Raw genomic sequence first — 19,197 nt, 5'->3', positions numbered from 1 at the left:
AACAACCATCACTCATGAAAAAGATCGTTTTATTTCTATTCGTGCTTTTTATAAGTAGCATCTCTTTTGCTCAAGAAACTACATTATTACATTGTGGTAAATTGATAGATACCGAAAAGGGAACTGTTCTCACAGAACGTACTATTACAGTACAAGGAAATAAAATTATCGCTATCGATAAAGGGTATACACAGCCTAAAGAAGGACAAACTGTTGTTGACCTTAGGTCTAAAACAGTAATGCCTGGACTTATAGATATGCATGTTCATATTGAGGGTGAAACGAGTCCGAAGAGATATATTGAACCTTTTACAAAAAATGAAGCTGATGTTGCTTTTACATCTTCTGAAATTGCTAAACGTACACTAATGGCTGGTTTTACGACCGTACGTGATTTAGGAGGAAGTGGTGTCAATGTATCTTTACGTAATGCCATTAATAAAGGAACTGTAGATGGCCCTCGTATTTTTACTGCTGAAAAAGCGATAGGAACAACGGGAGGTCATGCCGATCCTACCAATGGATATAAGAAAGATCTTATGGGAGATCCGGGTCCAGCAGAAGGCGTTATTAATAGTCCTGCAGATGCACGTAAAGCAGTACGCCAACGTTATAAAAATGGTGCCGACGTTATTAAAATTACAGCCACGGGAGGTGTCTTGAGTGTGAGTAAAAATGGTGTGAATCCTCAGTTTACACAAGAAGAGATTAATGAGATTGTAAAGACTGCCAAAGAATACGGGATGAGTGTTGCAGCACATGCGCATGGTATCGAAGGGATGCAACGCGCTATCAAAGGGGGTGTTACTACTATTGAGCATGGATCACTCATGGATAAAGAAACGGCTGCTCTTATGAAACAATACAACACGTATTTGGTTCCTACCTTATCAGCTGGACGTTATGTAAGACAACAGGCTGATATTCCTGGGTATTATCCAGATATTATTATTCCTAAAATTATGAAAGTAGATGCCGGCATACGCCAAACCATGAAAATGGTTGCTGAAGAGGGTGTCAATATTGCTTTTGGAACAGATGCTGGTGTATTTCCTCATGGAGAAAATGCAAAAGAATTTATCTATATGGTAGAAACGGGTTGGTCTGAAATGTTTTCTATTCAATCTGCTACGATCACAAATGCCAAAGTGTTGGATATGCAAGGGCAGTTAGGGGAATTAAAAAAAGGGTATCTAGCTGATATTATTGCTGTAGATGGAAATCCTATTCAGGATATTTCTGTGATGACAACTGTTTCTTTTGTCATGAAAAATGGTGTTGTTTATAAGAAATAAAAGACCCGCCATACATTAGATGAGAACACTCAACTATTCTCCTTCCCTAACAAGAGAATGAATGATATTCTCATTATGTTCACCCTACATTAGATTAAGTTAACCCAAAAGAACACAATTTTTCTTGTACAGCGGGATTCTATTTTTATTCTTTATAAACAACACCAAATAATCCACCTCTTATCTTAAAAATGATTAAGAAATCAAGTTTTTTAAGTTGGGTAAAGTGTGGTGCTTTATACCATTTACTAATTGAATTATTTTGCTAGTATTATAAATTCACTTCTTCTATTTAATTGATGCTCTCCTTCCGAACACGGTACTCCATTACTGCATCTATTTGTCAATTGTGTTTCTCCATATCCTCTACCTGTCAATCTACTTCTACTAATACCTCCTACATTCACTATATAATCAATCGTAGATGTATTTCTACGTTGAGATAATGCGATATTATATGCATCATCTGCACGACTATCTGTATGACTTCTTACATCTATCTTTGCGTTTGGAAATTGTTCCATAAAAGCAATTACTTTTATAAGTTCTCTTTCGGCATCAGGGCGTATAAACGATTTATCAAGGTCAAAGTATATAGGTTTTAGACCTAGCAATTCATTTAAGTCATCTCCTACATTTACAGCTACTGGAGGTTTTAAATACAAATCACGTTTGATATCTCTACCTGCCTCTCCATCTGTTGTAATGATAGCTTCCGCTGGATCGTAATTTTCCTTTTCAGCCCTTACGACATATACATCATTACAATTGATTCCGTCAAAACTATAGTTCCCTAATACATCTGACGTCGTTTGCGTGACTACATTGTTTTGTTTATCTCTTAATTGTACACGAGCCATTGGTAGTACTTCATCGGTCTTTACATCTTTTGTAATTCCGGTAATCATCTGACCGCAATTAGTCAATAATTTTTTATCTCTGGTAAAGCCATAAATATCATCATTCCCTAGTCCCGTAGCTCTATTTGAAGAAAAATAGCCTACACCTTTATCATTATTCAGGATTAATCCAAAATCATCATAACTACTATTTACAGGTTTTCCTGCATTATAGGCATCACCTACAGTTCCATTATCGTCTATTTGAGCTACAAATACATCTAGTCCTCCCAATCCTACATGTCCGTCTGTAGCAAAAAACAATCGTCCATCACTACTTATAAATGGGAATGTTTCTCTTCCTTCTGTATTAATCGTTTCTCCTAAATTTTCTGGAGTTCCATATGTACCATCTGCATTAATGGATACGCGCCATACATCTGACAAGCCTTTTGTACCTGGCATATCTGAGGCAAAGTACAAGGTTTTTCCATCTGGACTTAAGGCAGGATGTGCTACAGAATATTCATTACTATTAAATGGCAATTCTTCGGGGATGCTCCATTGTCCGCTTTCGCGAAAGCTTTTATATAATTTTAACTTATTGGTTCCTTCTTGATCACGTTTCAGTTTTCTGTCTGTATAATTATTACGCGTGAAGTACATCACATCGCCTAAATCATTAAAAACAGTGCTACTTTCATGATACTTTGTATTTACGTCTCCTTCTAATTTATTGATAGTTGGAGTATCACTTTCTGGGTTATCTACTATATACAGGTCTAAAAAGGGTTGATCATTCCAATCGTGTATTAAGGTTCCGGTACGGTCTTCTCTATTTGAAGAAAACACAAGGCGTTCCCCATAAAAACTAGGACTAAAATCTTGTAATCCGGAATTAATATTTATAGGTTTTATGCCATATCTTCCTGATTGTCTTTCTATTTCAGCAAGGTAATCGCGTTCTTTGACAAACATTTGCCCTCTTTTATCATTTCCATTTGCCGTTTCGAAAGCATTCATGACTTGATCTGCTTCTTCATAGCGTTGTACACTTTTTAGAGATTGTGCGTAACGGAAATAATACTCTGGTGTTATTTGATCGCCTCCTGTATTTACCAATTGGCTATACCACGTGACTGCATCCCGATACTCTCCATTAAAATAATAGGAATCTCCTAGTTTTTTAAGAACTTCTGGAGATCTGTTTCCTTTGTCTGCAATTCTTAAATACAAATCACGCGCATCTACAAAAGCATATTGATCAAATCGCTTTTCAGCTTTTTTTACGCTTCCAGTTTTCTTTTCTTTTATTTCTTGTTTTGCTTCATCTACTTGCTCTTGTCCATAAGATACTCCAACACCCCCTATTATAAGAGTTATTATGAGCGAATAGCGTATTGCTTTTTTTATCTGAAACATCATTGTGTCTTATACTTTAGTTTAACTTAGGTGAACTTAAAAGAATCTCGGTGAGATGAGACGTTTTGGTTTATTCAAGACTTCAAATCGTAAGAAGATTTCATAACTTCCATCATTGAACTGTTGTAATTCTGTTGTTTCTCTATCATAGGCAAGTCCTAGCATTAACCCATCTGTGATTTGAAAACCCGCCAGAGCACTTACTGAGGCACTCCATCTATACGCTAAGCCTAATGTTAATTTTTCATAGAGCAATGCATTTGCTGTCACATCTACTTGTAAAGGCGCTCCCGCTACCCATTTTACAAGTCCTGCAGGTTTAAACTTAAAATCTTCTGTTACATTAAATATATATCCTGAGGTGAGATAATAGTTTATTCGTTCTCTAGCGAGATATGTCGTATTTGCATCATTACTATTATTACTATCATCAAAATATTCGGTACGGAGTAAGTTAGGAGCACTAAATCCTAAATAATATTTATCTGTATAATAAAATAAACCAACTCCAACCTGTGGTGTAAATCGATTATCTATATTGTCTTGTGCCGTTGCAAAAGCATCTCCGTTTTGAAATGCATTGGCTTCACTATAATTAACATCTAGTAAGTGTGCGCCTCCTTTAAGTCCAAATGCTAACTTACCTCTATCACTTGTAGGGATTGTATAACTAAAATCAATATCTATATAGGTTTCATTGGTAATAAATATCTCATCATTAACAATATTTAATCCCAACCCAACTCTTTCTGATTGTCCCACTGGGGAATGAATAGAAAACGTTTGTGTACGAGGTGCGCCATCTAATCCTACCCACTGACTACGGTGGAGTCCTAAAATACTTAGTCCTCCTCTAGAACCTGCATAGGCTGGATTAATACTCAATGTATTGTACATATACTGAGTGTACTGTGCATCCTGCTGGGCTACAGCATTTTCTGTCTGTAAACCTAAAACTACTATTGCCAGAGCTATTATGGCGTTGTAACTTTTTCTCATAGGTGTTTATTTTAATCTGATAGGCTAGTGTGTATCTAGCCTATCAGATATGAATGAATCTAGTTATCTATTTATGTATAATGGTCCTGCTAGTTGTTGTAGTCTTCCTTCACTATTTGTGTATTCTAACACATAGTAATAAGTTCCAACTGGCAATAGACGATCTTGATCTACGGTCACACGACCATTAGATTCTCCTCTAAAGAAGTTATCATCTTGTCCATATCCTCTAGTATCAAATACTAGTACTCCCCAACGGTTGTATATGCGTACCGTATTATTTGGGAATTGCTCTATTCCTCTAATGACAAATACATCATTAAGACCGTCTCCATTTGGTGACATAATATCGAAGACTTCAAGTCCATCTTGTGCATCTGGATCTCCATTGTTTTCTTCTTGGAAATCTGGAGTTCCATCATCATCTTCATCTCCTAATTCTTCTCCATTAGGAATTCCATCACCATCGCAATCTGCTTCTAAAAAGTCTCCGCTTGGTTCTATCGTTTGACTCTCTAACTCAAGACTACAAGGATCTAATGGATCTGTTCCATCTTCTGCTTCATCACCATCATTAACACCATCACCATCGGTATCTGGATCTAATGGATCTGTCATGTTGCCATCTGGATCTGCTGGCGTATCTGGATCATCAACGCCTGTGATTTCTTCTCCATTATTCAAGCCGTCATTATCACAATCAAGATCGTTCCATTCCATTGTAGGATCTACTGTTTGACTTGCTAACTCAAGACTACAAGGATCTAGTGGATCTGTACCATCATTAACTTCATCACCATCTATCACACCGTCACCATCCGTATCCGGATCTAATGGATCGGTACCTGCTGCAATCTCTTCATCATTAGACAAGCCATCATTATCACAGTCTAGGTCTCCCCAACTTGCATCTGGAGTTTCTGTTTGACTCGCTACTATAAGGTCACATGGATCATTCGGATCCGTTCCATCATTTGCTTCATCGCCATCATTAACACCATCACCGTCTGTATCTGGATCTAACGGATCTGTCATGTTACCATCTGGATCTGCTGGTGTATCTGGATCATCAACACCTGTGATCTCTTCTCCATTGTTTAATCCATCATTATCACAATCTTCAGCATTATATTCAGCGCTTACTGTCGTTATATCTTGATTGACAGGATTGTAGTCACATGGATCTAATGGATCTGTATTATCTGTATTAATTTCAATATCATTCGGTACACCATCCCCATCACAATCAGCATTATTAAATACATCATCTGGTGTTTCTGTTTGACTCGCTACTATAAGATCACAAGGATCATTAGGGTCTGTACCATCAATTGCTTCATCACCATCTGTCACACCGTCACCATCGGTATCTGGATCTAATGGATCTGTCATATTTCCATCTGGATCGGCTGGTGTCATTGGATCATCTACGCCTGTGATTTCTTCTTCATTTGTTAATCCGTCGTTATCACAATCAGCATCATTAAACACATCTTCTGTAGGCAATGTTTGGTTAGCAATTACTAAATCACAAGGGTCGTTAGGATCAGTACCGTCAATTTCCTCTTGTTCATCAGTTACTCCATCACCATCATCATCCAGATCACATGCTCCAACTACTCCATCACCATCTATATCTGTATCTGCTATTGTTACAGCTTCTACAAAACCAGTATCATATGGAGCGCCTTGTACTGTTCCATCAGGGTTTACTAATGGTGGTTCTGGCGTACTATAAGAACCTCCATCTCCTCCATCTGCATTTGGATCATTATATGCTTCATTAGCATCAGAACATCCATCAGCATCACTATCTTGATTTAGGAAGTCTGGACTTCCGTCATTCAAGGTATCTGTAGGTGTATTTCCTTCAGAATTGTCTGCTTGTCCATCCATATTTGTATCAGCGAACACATCATCATCTGCATCTACATCTCCATCGCCGTCTGTATCTAAATCTTCTTTACCAGATTCAACAATATCATGGATTCCGTCATTATCAGCATCTAAATCAAAATGATTAGGCACTCCATCTCCATCTGCATCAAAGCCATCTTCGATCTCACCATCGTCATTCCCTACCATTGGATCCATTGGATCATCATCTAGGTAATTTGGAACTCCGTCCATATCATCATCTGCACTCGGATCTACTCCCGTCGGATTCTCATCGACATCAGCTATACCATCATTGTCATCATCTACATCAACAACATCTGGGATACCATCACCGTCGCTGTCCATGATTTCACGGAAGTCAACTTCATCTGTCGATGGATCATCATCATTATCTGTACCCTCTGCTCCTGTATCTAGGTTATCATTCACATCTGGCTCCATTCCTGTATCATCACTATCATCATAGCCATCATCCAGTCCATCTCCATCTGTATCCATGCCCGTTGGTTCGCCTTGACCTGCCTCATCCATATCACTCACATTATCATTGTCTGAATCTGTGTCTAAGTAATCTGGAGTATCATCACCATCAGTATCCGTTGGCTCTTCGATATACCCACCATTCTCATAGGCATCATCTATGCCGTTCATATTATTATCATCTCCACTTGGAGGTGTATAATCATCAGTATCTTGAGCCTCTACATTATCTGGAATACCATCATCATCAGCATCGATATCTAAGAAGTCTGGACCATCGTTTGGATTACCATCCGTATTCTCAGGTACCGTCCCAGCAGTGTTATCACTCTGACCATCATTGTCATTATCTGTAAAGCCAGTGTCATCAGCATCTATATCACCATCATTATCTGTGTCTAAATCGCCATTACCCGTCTCTACAACATCGGTAATACCATCATTATCACTATCTAAATCTAAGTGGTTTGGAATGCCATCATTATCTGCATCAAAACCATCTTCGATCTCACCATCGTCATTCCCTACCATTGGATCCATTGGATCATCATCTAGGTAATTTGGAACTCCGTCCATATCATCATCTGCACTCGGATCTACTCCCGTCGGATTCTCATCGACATCAGCTATACCATCATTGTCATCATCTACATCAACAACATCTGGGATACCATCACCGTCGCTGTCCATGATTTCACGGAAGTCAACTTCATCTGTCGATGGATCATCATCATTATCTGTACCCTCTGCTCCTGTGTCTAGGTTATCATTCACATCTGGCTCCATTCCTGTATCATCACTATCATCATAGCCATCATCCAGTCCATCTCCATCTGTATCCATGCCCGTTGGTTCGCCTTGACCTGCCTCATCCATATCACTCACATTATCATTGTCTGAATCTGTGTCTAAGTAATCTGGAGTATCATCACCATCAGTATCCGTTGGCTCTTCGATATACCCACCATTCTCATAGGCATCATCAATACCGTTCATATTATTATCATCTCCACTTGGAGGTGTATAATCATCAGTATCTTGAGCCTCTACATTATCTGGAATACCATCATCATCAGCATCGATATCTAAGAAGTCTGGACCATCGTTTGGATTACCATCCGTATTCTCAGGTATCGTCCCAGCAGTGTTATCACTCTGACCATCATTATCATTATCTGTAAAGCCAGTGTCATCAGCATCTATATCACCATCATTATCTGTGTCTAAATCGCCATTACCCGTCTCTACAACATCGGTAATACCATCATTATCACTATCTAAATCTAAGTGGTTTGGAATGCCATCATTATCTGCATCAAAGCCATCTTCGATCTCACCATCGTCATTCCCTACCATTGGATCCATTGGATCATCATCTAGGTAATTTGGAACTCCGTCCATATCATCATCTGCACTCGGATCTACTCCCGTCGGATTCTCATCGACATCGGCTATACCATCATTGTCATCATCTACATCATCGACGTCATTTATTCCATCTCCATCACTATCCATATCGCCCACGGTAATCGTCAAGGTTGCCTGCATACATACTGGATTGTCTGGTGCTGGAGTCATCCCATCATCACTACATACCTCGTATACAATCGTTACCATCATCCCTGACTCTCCTAAAGTAGGTGTGTAGGTAATCTCTCCTGTATCTGGATCTACTACTACTATTCCCATAGCATTACCTAATCCAGTATCAATTAAAGTCGTCGTTCCTAATGGACCATCATTATTGCCTAAGTAATCATCATTCACCAATACATCTGTCGTCACGGCTACTCCAGCATCCGTCATATTAGCATCATCCTCAACCGTCGGAATCGTTGGATTTGGATCTGTTACATCTGGGTTCCCATCACCATCATCATCTTCATCACAGATATCTGCTTGTCCATCGTTATCTAAGTCTGGACCTACAGTCGTTACATCTGTTACGACTCCTGTATCATAAGGCGCAGCAGTTACTGTTCCATCGGTATTGACCATACCTCCAGTTACTGTCAGTGGATCGCCCATTCCAAACTGTCCACCATCACCACCATCAGCAGTATTGTCTTGATACGCTTCATTCGCATCATTACAACCATCACCATCGCTATCCGTATCCAAAAAGTCTGGACCATCTGCATTGGCTGGATCACTATCTATTGGTGGATTCCCATTGCCATTATCAGCACTGTTTGGAACACCATTATTGTTGGAACTATCTCCATCAGTATCATCTGCCTGACCATCATTGTCTGTATCTACGCCACCGCTCTCATCTACATCATAGATACCATCATTATCTGCATCTAAATCTAAGTGGTTTGGTACGCCATCTCCATCAAAATCATAACCGTCTACCACACCATCCATATTACCATCAACACCAATATCTATGTCTTGGTAATTTGGTATACCATCCATATCATCATCAGCACTTGGATCTGGTAAGCCTGGTGATTCATCCGTATCTAAGATGCCATCATTATCATCATCTAAATCCAATACATCATTCACACCATCGTTATCACTATCCATGTCACCCACGGTAATTGTCAAGGTTGCCTGCATACATACTGGGTTATCTGGTGCTGGAGTCACCCCATCATCACTACATACCTCATATATAATCGTTACCATCATCCCTGACTCTCCTAAAGTAGGCGTGTAAGTAATCTCTCCTGTATCTGGATCTACTACTACTATTCCCATAGCATTACCTAATCCAGTATCAGTTAAAGTCGTCGTTCCTAATGGACCATCGTTATTGCCTAAGTAATCATCATTCACCAATACATCTGTCGTCACTGCTACTCCAGCATCCGTCATATTAGCATCATCCTCAACCGTCGGAATCGTTGGATTTGGATCCGTTACATCTGGATTCCCATCGCCATCATCATCTTCATCACAGGCATTTGCCGTTAAATCGTTATCTGTATCTGGACCACTTTCTTGATAATCTAATGTTCCATTACCATCAGAATCACTCGGAAAATCATTTGCCACTACGTTAGGGTCTGTATATGGAGCTGCTGTAACAGTACCATCCCCATTTATGGGTGCTGGGTCTATTCCAAATTGATTTCCATCCCCTCCATCGGCGTTAGCATCTGAATAAGCTTCATTCGCATCACTACAACCATCACCATCACTATCGTAATTTATATAATCTGGATTCCCAGGACCTGAATTCGTAGGTGTATTTCCTGTACCCGCAGAGTCTGGAATTCCATCATCATTACTATCTATTCCATCTGCTATACCATCATTATCTGCATCTACTCCTCCAGATTCTACTACATCATAAATACCATCATTATCTGCATCTAAGTCTAAACAATTTGGAATGGTATCTCCATCAAAATCAGGTCCTGCTAATACTTCCATTGCATAATTCCCACCTTCTAAATTTGTATTGGAAGCAATTACTTCAATAAATCCAAGATTGATTTGTGTAATTGGCAGTCCATTTGTAGAAAAGAAATGCAATGTAAAATCTGCTGAACGATTATTAGGATCATCCTCTTCTTCTTGAGGTGTGTTTCTATCGGTAGCATCATCTGCTGGTTCAATTCTATTATCGCCTACAGAAAAAGTCGTTCCTATAATCTGAATATCAAAATCATTCCCTGAAAGAATGGCTACTCCAATACCTGGATTTGCGGCTGTATCAAATGTACCTCGCAACTGATCTAAACTATTTACATGTAAGTATACCTGCTGAACAGGATCACCTGTAAAATCAAATACAACAGTATCTGATGTCGTTCCTGAGTCTAAAATATTACTATAGAAAAATTGATTTGCTTGTAAAGGTCCTGCTGTCGCGAAAGTATACGCAGCATTATCAAACCAAGTAGTTCCTCTATTTCTATTTGACAATGCAAAAGGTGCATTGCCTGGCCATGTCGTATTTACCACAACACCATTGGTTGTTGTAGCTCCAGTGATCGTACCAGCACCTACTGTTCCAATTCCAAAATCTACTACAGACCAAACGCATCCTTCTTCTATATTTGTAATTCCATCATTATCATCATCTAGATCACATGCATCTGGAATTCCATCTCCATCAAAATCTATTGTATCATCAAACCCTGGACATGCATCTACGGTATCTGGAACACCATCTCCATCTGAATCATCTTCACATAGTCCAGCTTCTCCATCTCCATCAAAATCTGGATTAAATGTTATTACGGCTGGTGCTGTAGGTTGTCCTCCTCCAACAGCAATAGGAATTCCCGTAACTGGATCAACTCCTCCAGGAATCATATCATTCATATCTACTGTCTGACCATTTCCAGCCTCAACCGCATCTGGACAGCCGTCATTATCGCTATCTGTATCTAATTGATTTTGGAATTCCATCTCCATCAAAATCTGCATTTTCACAAGTGCTTGTAAAAAATGCATAGTTATCTAATGTAACAAAACCATTACCTGTATTATCTTCAGAATCGAATAAATAAAAACGAATTGTATAATTTGTACCTGGAGCTAGTGTTAACGCAGTAAAGGGGTCGAATTCGTTATGATCTGTATCAAACGGAGGTGTATCATTCGCAAATGTACTTCCATCTGTAATACGTGTAGTTGTTTTAGAGTTTACTAAAATTGTAGATGTTGTGAAATTATTGTCACTTATTTCTATCTGATAGCTAAAATCTGCATAAATAGGTTTATCAGTTTCATCAGAAATATTTTCTCCTCTAGGTCTATATGTACCATTTATGAATGTTACTACATCCTGTATTGTTGAAAATCTAGCTAGAACAGCTTGATCTTCTACAACAGTAAATCCAAATTGTATATAGTCATCATTAGCTTTCGCGGAAGCGGCATCTACCTCATCTGCGCCACTTACAAAAAAGTAACCATGACTATCGGCATTATTTCCTACGTTTAAAGACTCGTCTATTAATCCAGAACCAAAAATTGAGTTTTGCGCATTAGGTTCAAAAACACTTTGATCTAAGATGTTTATTTCATAACGATTTGTTTTCAATGCTCCTGTATTTCCATTAATACTTTGTGGATTAGAAGCATCAATTAAATTAGGGTCCCAGACCGCTGTAAAATTAGGGGCTACTGCTGTATCACATTGTACTTCATCTACATCTAAAATACCATCATTATCATCATCAAGATCACAAGAATTTGGTATCATATCTCCATCAGCATCAGCCGTATCATCTCCTCCTGGACATACATCTAATGCATCTGGAACTCCATCATTATCGTTATCTAAGTCACACGCATCTGCTATTCCGTCTCCATCTAAATCTGGTCCAAAAGTTATCGCGTCAACTGTAGTCATTTGACCAGCGCCCGCTACTGTAGGTACTCCTACATTTGGATCTCCTTGAGGAGCGACATCATTTCCAAGATTCGTAGTCACTGTTCCTCCATTTCCATCTCCTAGGGTTCCTTCAGCAGCAACACCATTATCTGCTTCTGTAAATGAACCTCCTGCTTCTACATAATCAGGACATCCATCATTATCACTATCAAGGTCAATACAATCTGCAAGACCATCACCGTCACTATCATTAATTGAGGTAAAGTTTACAAGTGTTATTGCAGAGGTTACTGTACCTGTTTGTCCTGAATTTTTACCTGCTCTTATAATGATCGTATCTACTGGTCCCGGAATAGATAACCTACCTCTGTTGGAGTCGACGTTAGTTCCTCCAAATCCGTCATTTCCTTCCAAACCGCTTCCGCTTGAGGTTACTTGAACTGTTCCGGTAGTAGAACCGTCATTTACATCTAAATTATCAAAATTAGCAGGAGTAATTGTTATAGGAACTCCCTGGTAACTTGCTTCAAATTCAAAAATATCTCCACCATTTAATCCTGCCACTGTCAACTCAAAGTCTGTTGCGCCAGCCAGAAGATCTAATGTAATTAACATATGATCATTAGCTGTAGGGTCACTCGTATCAAAATCACCCAATTGTGAAGGTTGGAAGTAAAAATAGTCATCTATAGGAGCTCCATCATCTAATATCTGAACTCCATTATTCCAAACTGGAGTAGCTCCTCCTGCTTCATTTACTAGTGTTGCGGTAAGGTTTGCTGTACCATCAAAAATTCCGTTAAGTGTTGCTGTAGTGCCATCTCCTGTAGGAGCTGCACCTGATTGCAATTGGAAAGCACCTCCTCCTGGAGATCCTCCATTTGACGGAAACCCAGGACTATTTAATGCCCCAGAAGGTATTCCTGCACATTCTACACTATCTAAAATCCCATCATTATCATCATCTAGATCAACATCGTCCTCTATACCATCTCCATCGGTATCAACTCCTAGTTGATTAATTGCTGGCCCTGTAGGATCTAAAATAACTCCTAGTAAAGGCTCAGACACATCGTCTCCAGGGGCATCGTCAATTAATGTATAGGTAATTGTGTATACATCTTGTCCGTTTACATTTTCAATAGCCTCCGTAATACTTACTCGATCACTTGCATCTACATATTCTGGGAACCCTCCTGGTGTAGGTGGCCCAAATTTTCTATAATTTTCTGGATTGGCATTTAAACCATACCAATAATATTTTATCTCAGCACCTTCGCCATCATTTGCACATTCTAATGCAAAACTGATCAAGCCTAAAGGATACTCAAAATCGTCATCTAATGAAGCGAGATCTGCTTCTTGCACCAGTGTCATAGCTGTAATTTGCTCACAATCTCCATTACCATTATTTGTAACTTCTATAGTTACATAGTCACCATTTCCATCTGGAATAGAGGCTACATTTGGCTGCTCACTATCCATCATCCCATCATTATTCCCGTCACCTCCATTAGGAGCATCATCTTCTACAACAGTATCTACGTTGTCATTATCTTCTATTTCACAAGCAGATGTATCCATTCCATTTTGGCTTTCACCTATACCTTGGTTTACGGCAGTCACTGTCATCCCGTCTACTTGGGTTACTTGCCCATTTGCATCTACAATACCATCTCCCACAGGATCTGTAACGCCCGATAAATCTCCTGTTAGATTATCTTGAACCGCATCCATAGAAGTACCCGTATATCCCATACCTGTATTTCCTCCATCTATGGTGGACGTTGCTAGGTCTGTTTCTGCGAAACCACCATCACCTTCCAACGCATCTGGACAACCATCACCGTCGCTGTCTAGGTCTAGATTATTAGCAATACCATCCATATCACTATCGCACACAAATGTATTTGGTAATGTTCCAAAAATAAAAGTAGCATCACTTACTGTCATTCGTACATTACCAGTTACTCCATTATCTGTCGTTAGCATAGCAAACGCTACAAATTGACCTGCTTGGGATTGATCTATAGTGATCACCTCGTTATTTCCTGCCGCAGCACCATTACCTTGTCCCACTGCACCATCTCCTGTTGGTCCAGAAGCTCCAACACCTACGTCATTAACTAATTTAAGATCATTAAAATCTGTAGTTACTCTACTAATAGTTCCCGTATTAAATATGCTATTAGTTGCATCATATACTCCTACATCTGTAGTTGCTAAGTATAAATGACTTGTTGATATATTAAATTCTGTAAGTGTGATTGTAAAATCTGAAGAAATATTATCTGGAATATAAATATATCCTCTTGCAATTTGCCACGCTGTAGCTGATCCTGATCCAGTACCTCCTGGATCTCTAAAGTCTAATTGTGTAAATGATGTTGTTTGCGCTACTGTTTGATCTATTAAGACCCCATCAAAAGCATCTCCATTTTGAAGCATCGTAGGCTCTAATAGTTCTCCTCCAAAACCAGCTTTAGCCATTGTCACAAAACCTACCATTCCAGTATGAGGATTAGCAAAACTATAATTAATTTGATCTCTAAAAGCGCCGCTAGCACTAAATTCATCATAAATATACCCCCCATTACTAGCTTGTGCACTCACTTCAGAAACTGAAAACGTAAGAGCACATTCATCTATATCTAAAATCCCGTCATTATCATCATCAAGATCATCTATATCAGCTACACCATCTCCGTCTGTATCTACAATCACTGGTGGATTGATAATCCCTGGAATCATTTCAAAACAGATATCTGTTACTCCAGATCTTTGTGGTCCTCCAGCCACTATATTTCCGCCTACGGCAAAAATGGTATACACATCTGTTACTAATGTTGTTCCAAAATCACCTGAAAACTGACCTACAACATCATCCGTAGCCAAATCTCCTGACGTACGATTTCCTTCTATAACAGGAATTGTTGCTGGTAATGTAATTCCTGGAAGTCCCATTACATCAGAAACTGTTCGGGTTGAAGTGACAACATTTGCTTCTATATTGGTATAGGTAGGTGCCACATACACTCCATTATTTCCTGCTACTATTGCGGCTACTTCCCAATTGTTGGTAAGTCCGTCAATATCTGTCATTCCAAAAGCATCTGCGACATTGATAGGCTGACTAAAATTGATACGTTGGTATATATAATCCGTTAAACCATTCGTGCTATTATTGGTATCTATCGTCTCAGAATTGGTGGTACGAATGTCTGTAAAATCTGGAAATCCAGGAATTACATTTCCGTTATCAGTATTTACCACTCCTGTACCTACACCTCCTTCTGAATAGGTGATATCTATACCATTGATGGTGATTTGATCTCCTGTAGCCGCTTCTACATCATAAATATGAGAGCAGGTAGCCATAGGCGCCTCTACATAACATACTTCTTCTAGCACCACCCTAAATGGATTATCAGGTTCTGCGCCTGCATTGGGAATATAATCATGTGTTAATGTAATTGTTGTAAAAGGCGTAGTACTTTCTATACTCAGTGTCCCTCCTGAATCTGCTCCAAAAGCACCATTGCCATCTTCTGCAAAAATTCTATTTCCTGTTACATCATAATCGGTTGGAAAAATCCCGCCATTATCTGTATACCCTATAGTGACTACACCAGATGAGTTGGTCGTGATGTTTGAAATCTCTTCCTGTCCATCGCCAAGACCATTGGTATCATTATAATCATTATTAATAAACCCTAGTTCTAAATTTACTTGAGTCACGGGATCTTGAAATGTAAGTGTATAGGACCTATCAGTTGTCGCCGTAGCTGTTCCTAAACGATATCCTGCACCATTATTATCAGATCCTACATTATCTGTAATATTATCGACAGTAAGTTGATTTGTTCCAGATGTAATTACTAAAGGATCACCTGTGGCTGATAAATCTGAAGCTACAATGGTTGTTCCCATACATGTTGTTGCTGGTGGTGCAACCACTGCGGGTCCGTTAATTGTTATGATAAGGTTTGCTGAATCTGTATTTCCAGAATTATCAAAAGTATCTATGATTGTATATGGAATCGTATCTATAAGCGTTGCTCCAGATGCAAGATTCATCACATCCATATTGGTCGTGTCCAATGTATAACTATAGGTACCATCACTATTAATGGTGATAAATCCGTAGGTGGTTGTATATACCATACCAACTTCTCCTGTCATACCATCTACTGCACTTACTCTAGGAACTCCTGAAGCTTGCCAAATCAAATCTGAGATTGCTGCAATTTGAGCTCCATTATCTGCTGCCGTGGCATCAGGTCCATAGTTATAATTTACAATCACCTGGTCTACAGGTGTTGGGAATAAAATATTTACATTCCCATGTGCATCTGTCGCTGGTACAGATCCTGTCCCATAATAGGTATTGTTTCCTGCGTCTACAACAGTACCTGCTACTTGTGGATTAAATGCTACAGGAGTACCCGCTAAGTTTCCATTTACCGTCATTAAATCTTGCCAAGAATCTCCTTGAGACCAATCTATATCTGATAGCGTAAAACTTAAATTTACAACAGGTTCATTAAAATTCATTGTGAGTGTAGAAGAAGCTGACGGATTTACACTTGCATCTATCGCAAACCCTAAATAGCCCATATGTCCTCCGTTTGTTGCTGTTTGATATACTACCTGATCCTGATTAGGTATCCCTATATTATCTGGGTCTGAAGAAAGAAAAGAAACTTGAACACCTGTAGTAGGTTCTGTTCTCGTCTGTCCATTTACGGGTCCTGAAAGGTTTGCAAAAACCCCGCCAGGTGCACTAAATTGATTTTCCCAAGCAAAAATGGCTAAAGGTCGATCTCCAGAATCGACTCCAAAACCATCTTCATCAAAAATCACGTCACCTGTAACAGTTGTTGTTCCTCCTACCGTCACTGAATTTGTATTGTTTGTTGCCACAGGGAGTTCGTCTACTCCATTAATTGTCACCGTAACGAAACCAAAATCTTGATTTCCGTTTAAGTCTTGTACGGTATATGAAATAATATCGGTAATTACATCACCATTAGCTAGTCCTCTTACTGCTATATTAGGAAGATCTACCGCATAGTCATAGGTTCCATCGGACTGTACCGTTATAAAACCATAGGTAGTCGCAAATGTAGAACCTACTGCCGAAGAAAAACCATTTACTTCTGCAATACTTAATACTTCTCCTGTGGTTAAATCGGTATCATTACTATCTAAGTCACCAGACACTGGCATGGTTGCGTTTGCCTGAATCGAATTGATATCATCTGTTGCGCTAGGAAAATATTGCACATTAATAACTGAAGTTGCTGAGAGTGTGTTATCTGCATCAGTCACGTCTACAATCATATATCGATTTCCTTCAGTACCTCCACCAGCAACAGCGTTGTGTGCGTATTGTAAATTAAATAAGAACGACTCTAAATTTCCTGCCAAAATAGGAGTTCCAAAAGCATCTGTCACACTGTATACTCCTGATGCTATGCTCTGAATACGCATTGTATTAGAACCATACACAATATCTACAGGGCCTAAAAGTTGATTGATTCCTATAGAACCTAATTGTGTTCCTCCTGCATCAAATATGACAATTAGATCATCTGCATCTGGCACACCAGCAGGAGTTCCTGTTGGACTACTAGAAAAGGTAATCGTAGCACTTTGCAAAGTACCTGAACTTGTTGCAATAACATTATCTATAGTAACTGTTGGAAAAATAAAACCTACCTGAGCTGTCACCGCATGATCAACACCTGGCAACGGACCATTTAAGTCAACTGTAGTTACAAATCCCTGTTGATTATTAGGATTATCTCCTTTCTTTGTAGCTACGCTGGGAATATTATAGGAAGTATCATTTTCTGATAAAATACACCCTTGATCGTACAAATACGTCGCATCTGTCTGTTTTAGACTTATAGTTTCCAGTGTATTTTGTGACAGCATCGAACCAACGCCTACCAATAGGATAAACAAAAGGATACTTGTTTTTTAAAGCTTATAAAAAACGCGCTTTTTACTGTGTTGTAAGAGTATTGATTATTTGTGTAAGAATATTGACTTAAAACTTCAACAAAGTCTTTTAAAAATCTATAATTTTTTATACTTTGCCAAGTAGATTGTTTTTTTGCAAGTATTTCCTTGTTTACTGGTAAATGATTTGCAATTTTTTTTTTCAAGAAACACATAGATTCTCGAAAAAATAATCTGAAGACATCTCAACATAATGGTCAGTTTATTAATTGATTATTATTCACGACCCTGCTTTTGTTTGCTCGCCAAAGTTTCACAATTGCGGGGTTATTTTATTTTAACAAACCTATTCTTCCATTTTAAATATTAATCAAGTAGTCCAGATATGATATTAGTAGATGTCATATGAAGTTAGTAGTAATCAATAAGAGTTTTGGAGAATAGTTTTATTTCATCTATTGTTTGTTATTTTAGTTTTATATCTCTTGAGGATAAACTAATTTATATAGTTAAATCCTATTTATTAATCTTCAATACTAAATTTTAGGTAAAATCGATATAAAAGTAAAATCGTTGTAGGGATAAATTTCACTTTTAATATTATCTATATTGATATCTATTTTTTATCAAAATATCAATAAATGCAGTTTTCATCAACTAAATTTATATTTTATTTTTTTCTAAAAAAAATAAAATTTGACTTAATTTAATTTTAACAAAAAATATCGATGAAATACAATATTTATCGTCTAAATGTATCAAATCAATTAATTAAATCCAAATTAATTACAAAAAACATCACAAATTCCTTCATTTTAGCTACTGCAAAACCGTAAAAACACGGTTAATTATTCTTACTTCACACACGAAATAATATACTATACATCGTATTTTATTTCAGTATATTTCACAATATTGCCTATCAAAAATCACCTTAAAAAAAGGAATAATTGACAACTTTAATTTATATAGGAGGATTTTAAAAAAGCTTTAA

Annotated in this window: 5 protein-coding genes; 1 reads left to right on the top strand and 4 read right to left on the bottom strand. The window is 38.3% G+C overall.

Annotation, left to right across the window (positions count from 1 at the left end; translation table 11 throughout):
• Nucleotides 1–14: 14 nt before the first annotated feature.
• Nucleotides 15–1,295 (top strand): amidohydrolase family protein, encoded by a 1,281-nt coding sequence (locus Q1A60_RS20305; protein ID WP_299769207.1) that lies wholly within the window; start codon nucleotides 15–17, stop codon nucleotides 1,293–1,295.
• 257 nt (nucleotides 1,296–1,552) lie between these two features.
• Here Q1A60_RS20305 and Q1A60_RS20300 read toward each other — a convergent pair whose 3' ends face one another.
• The 4 genes from Q1A60_RS20300 to Q1A60_RS20285 all read right to left on the bottom strand — a co-directional run bounded on the left by Q1A60_RS20300 (nucleotide 1,553) and on the right by Q1A60_RS20285 (nucleotide 18,206).
• Nucleotides 1,553–3,559 carry an OmpA family protein gene (locus Q1A60_RS20300; protein ID WP_299769203.1) on the bottom strand — a complete coding sequence of 669 codons (2,007 nt, stop codon included), beginning with the start codon at nucleotides 3,557–3,559 and terminating at the stop codon, nucleotides 1,553–1,555.
• A gap of 33 nt (nucleotides 3,560–3,592) precedes the next feature.
• The gene (locus Q1A60_RS20295; protein ID WP_299769200.1) at nucleotides 3,593–4,555 is read right to left on the bottom strand and encodes a type IX secretion system membrane protein PorP/SprF; all 963 of its coding nucleotides are present in this window, start codon (nucleotides 4,553–4,555) and stop codon (nucleotides 3,593–3,595) included.
• A 63-nt stretch (nucleotides 4,556–4,618) separates the two neighbouring features.
• A complete protein-coding gene (locus Q1A60_RS20290) occupies nucleotides 4,619–11,350 on the bottom strand; it encodes a gliding motility-associated C-terminal domain-containing protein (RefSeq protein ID WP_299769197.1) in 6,732 nt (2,243 codons plus the stop codon).
• Nucleotides 11,274–18,206: a VCBS domain-containing protein gene (locus Q1A60_RS20285; protein ID WP_299769194.1), complete on the bottom strand. Its 6,933-nt coding sequence runs from the start codon at nucleotides 18,204–18,206 to the stop codon at nucleotides 11,274–11,276. The genes Q1A60_RS20290 and Q1A60_RS20285 overlap by 77 nt, the downstream gene beginning before the upstream one ends.
• Nucleotides 18,207–19,197 lie beyond the last annotated feature (991 nt).

The sequence above is a fragment of the uncultured Dokdonia sp. genome, assembly GCF_947492535.1.
GTDB lineage: Bacteria > Bacteroidota > Bacteroidia > Flavobacteriales > Flavobacteriaceae > Dokdonia.
Note: the sequence above shows the minus strand (reverse complement) of the source record. Positions and strands in the feature narration are given on the sequence as shown.